This window comes from Streptomyces sp. SID3212, assembly GCF_009865405.1.
Lineage (GTDB): Bacteria > Actinomycetota > Actinomycetes > Streptomycetales > Streptomycetaceae > Streptomyces.
This window is the reverse complement of record NZ_WWJY01000761.1, coordinates 1-2,779: the sequence shown is the minus strand read 5'-3', so window position 1 is coordinate 2,779 and position 2,779 is coordinate 1. Positions and strand designations below refer to the sequence as shown.

Genomic DNA, 2,779 nt, shown 5'->3' with positions numbered 1-2,779 from the left:
CTGCCGCGCCCGCCGCGACCCCGCGGGCCGCGCTCGACGACACGTACTACCAGAGCGCGCTCGGCAAGACCGGGCCCCAGTTGAAGACAGCGCTGCACTCGATCATCAAGAACCAGACGAAGATCTCGTACGCGGCGGTGTGGGAGGCCCTCAAGGTCACCGACGAGGACCCGGCGAACAAGTCGAACGTGATCCTGCTCTACACCGGGAAGTCCCAGTCGAAGGCGAGCAACGGCGGCAACGCGGGCGACTGGAACCGCGAGCACGTCTGGGCCCAGTCCCACGGCGGCTTCGGTACGTCGGCCGGACCCGGCACCGACATCCACCACCTGCGGCCGAGCGAGGTCGGGGTGAACTCGACGCGCGGGAACAAGGACTTCGACCTGGGCGGCAGCGCGGTGGCGGGCGCGCCGGGCAACTACACCGACTCCGACTCCTTCGAGCCCCGCAACGCCGTGAAGGGCGACGTGGCCCGGATGATCCTGTACATGGCCGTGCGGTACGAGGGTGACGACGCGTGGGCCGACCTGGAGGCCAACGACAAGGTCAACAACGGCTCCAACCCCCTCATGGGGAAGCTGTCCGTGCTCAAGCGGTGGAACGACCAGGACCCGCCGGACACGTTCGAGAAGCGCCGTAACGACGTCATATACACGTCGTACCAGCGCAACCGGAACCCGTTCATCGACCACCCCGAATGGGTGGAGTCCATCTGGTGAGCGCGGCGCGGCACCGCCGCACCTGATCGGACGCGGGCCAGACTGACCGCGTTAACTCCAAGCGCCCCCGACGGGGAATGCTGGCCGGGGCCTCCAGGGACGCGCTTCCCTGGGGGCCCCGGCTCATTCGCCCACGCGTTCTCACCGAGGCGTTCGCTCGTTCACACCTGCGCCGGGGCGAGCACTTCGCGGTACCAGGCGAGCGTGCTGTCCACCGTCCGCGACAGCGGGACGGGCCGGACACCGAAGGTGTTCTCGAAGGCGGACGAGTCCATGATCTGCGGCTCGGTGTGCTGGTAGAACATCTCCTCGTACTCCGCCATGAAGACCTCGTCGAACGGGCCGAACGGGCGCGGCTCGGGGAGCGGGACGATCGTGAGCGGGGCGCCCAGGCGCTCCCCGATCAGGGTGAGGATCTCCCGGGTGGTGGCGGCGGGCGCGGTGGGCAGGTGCCAGACCCGGCCGTCCCCCTCGGGGTGTTCGCCGAGGGTCGCCAGGCCCGCGGCCACGTCCTCGATGTTCGTGTAGCTGTGCGGCAGGTCGATGTCGCCGATGCCCGGGACCTCTCCGCCGGTCAGGGCCGCCGGGAAGACCGCGCCGCCGAGGGTGGAGTTGAGGACGCCGGGGCCGACGAAGTCCGCGGAGCGGCCGAGCACGACCCGGGCGCGGCCCTCGCGGTGGGCGTCCAGGTAGATCCTGTCGAGTTCCGCCCGCATCCGGCCCTTGCGCGAGGTGGCCCGCCAGGAGGTCTCCTCCGTCATGACCTCGCCGTGCGTCTCGCCGTACGGGTAGAGCGTGTCGAGGACGACGAGGCGCGCGCCGGTGGTCTCCACGGCGGCCAGGACGGCCCGCTGGATGCGGGGCATCACCTCGACCTGGAGGTGGTAGGCGACGTTGAGGCAGTGGTGGACGACGTCGGCGCCCGCGACGGCGGCCAGGGCTCCCTCGGGGGTGCTCGCGTCGGCGGCGAGGCGTTCGACACCGTCGGGGGCCGGGCCCGTGCCGGACCGGTCCACCAGGCGTACGGCGTGGCCGCGGCGGGCGAGTTCGGCGGCGAGCGCGGTCCCGGCGGCGCCGGCGCCGAGCACGGCGTGGGTGGTGCGGGCGGTACCGGCGGTGACGGATGCGGCGGCGGACATGGGGGCTCCCTCGGGGTGGACCGGACGACGGTGCGAACACTCTCTCGCTTCTGTTAGATACCGTAACTCTTACGATGGGGCATCGCAAGGGCGGCGGGCTTTGCGGGGAGGGGGCTTCGCGGAGAGGGGGCGGGGAAGCGCGCTCATGGACAGGTGTCTAGACTTCCGGGACACCTGTCCAGAAGTTCTCTATCGGGGGATCCCGTCATGCAGACAGCCGCGAACGTCCTGGTCGGCCTGTTGGCCGCGCTCCACGTCTACATCCTGGTGCTGGAGATGTTCCTGTGGGAGCGCAGGCAGGGCCGTGAACTCTCCGGCTTCGACGCGGACATGGCCAGGGCGACTGCCGCCCTCGCGGCAAACCAGGGTCTCTACAACGGCTTCCTGGCCGCCGGGCTCATATGGGGACTGATCGTCTCCGACCCGACCGGTTTCCGCGTGCAGGTCTTCTTCACGGTGTGCGTGACGGTCGCGGGCCTGTACGGCGGCCTCACCGCGAACCGGCGCATCCTCGTCGTCCAGGCACTGCCCGGCGCGGTCGCGCTGGCCGTCGTGCTGGCGGCCGGATGACCACCGTCCCGCCCGGAGACGGGGGCGATCCGCGGACGGCCAGGACCCGCGCCAGACTGCGGCGGGCGCTGCTCGACGCGTGCGCGGAGCGCCCGCTGGAAGAGATCGGGGTCGCCGCCCTGGCACGGCGGGCGGGCCTCGGCCGGGCGACGTTCTATCTGCACTACCCCGATCTCCAGGCGCTGGCGGTCGACGCCTGCGCGGAGGTCGTACGGGACGCCGTGGACGCCCTGCACGCGTGGCGGGGCGCTCCGGATCCACGGACGCCGCCGCCCCCGCTCACCGCGTTCTTCGCCGGCCTGGCCCCGCACGCGGCGCTGTACCGGACCTTGCTGCGGCCGGGGGGCGCCG

At 71.6% G+C, this 2,779-nt stretch carries 4 protein-coding genes; 3 read left to right on the top strand and 1 reads right to left on the bottom strand.

The window, feature by feature from the left end; translation table 11 throughout:
* On the top strand, window positions 1–719 hold a 719-nt coding region (locus GT042_RS23105), incomplete at its 5' end, for an endonuclease (RefSeq protein WP_161310643.1).
* Between the two features lie 161 nt (window positions 720–880).
* On the opposite strand, the gene GT042_RS23100 is transcribed toward GT042_RS23105, so the two are convergent.
* Window positions 881–1,858, bottom strand: coding sequence for an NAD-dependent epimerase/dehydratase family protein (locus GT042_RS23100; RefSeq protein WP_161310642.1), 978 nt, complete (start codon window positions 1,856–1,858; stop codon window positions 881–883).
* A 207-nt stretch (window positions 1,859–2,065) separates the two neighbouring features.
* Between GT042_RS23100 and GT042_RS23095 the strand changes: the two genes are divergently transcribed.
* Together GT042_RS23095 and GT042_RS23090 are read left to right on the top strand one after the other, a co-directional pair.
* Window positions 2,066–2,428 (top strand): DUF1304 domain-containing protein, encoded by a 363-nt coding sequence (locus GT042_RS23095; RefSeq protein ID WP_161310641.1) that lies wholly within the window; start codon window positions 2,066–2,068, stop codon window positions 2,426–2,428.
* A partial coding sequence (locus tag GT042_RS23090; RefSeq protein WP_161310640.1) for a TetR/AcrR family transcriptional regulator occupies window positions 2,425–2,779 on the top strand: 355 nt, incomplete at its 3' end. The genes GT042_RS23095 and GT042_RS23090, both read left to right, overlap by 4 nt.

What these genes read in the sequence shown, in the direction of transcription:
- GT042_RS23100 (WP_161310642.1), bottom strand. Translation starts at nt 1,858, where the DNA reads ATGTCCGCCGCCGCATCCGTCACCGCCGGTACCGCCCGCACCACCCAC.
- GT042_RS23095 (WP_161310641.1), top strand. Translation starts at nt 2,066, where the DNA reads ATGCAGACAGCCGCGAACGTCCTGGTCGGCCTGTTGGCCGCGCTCCAC.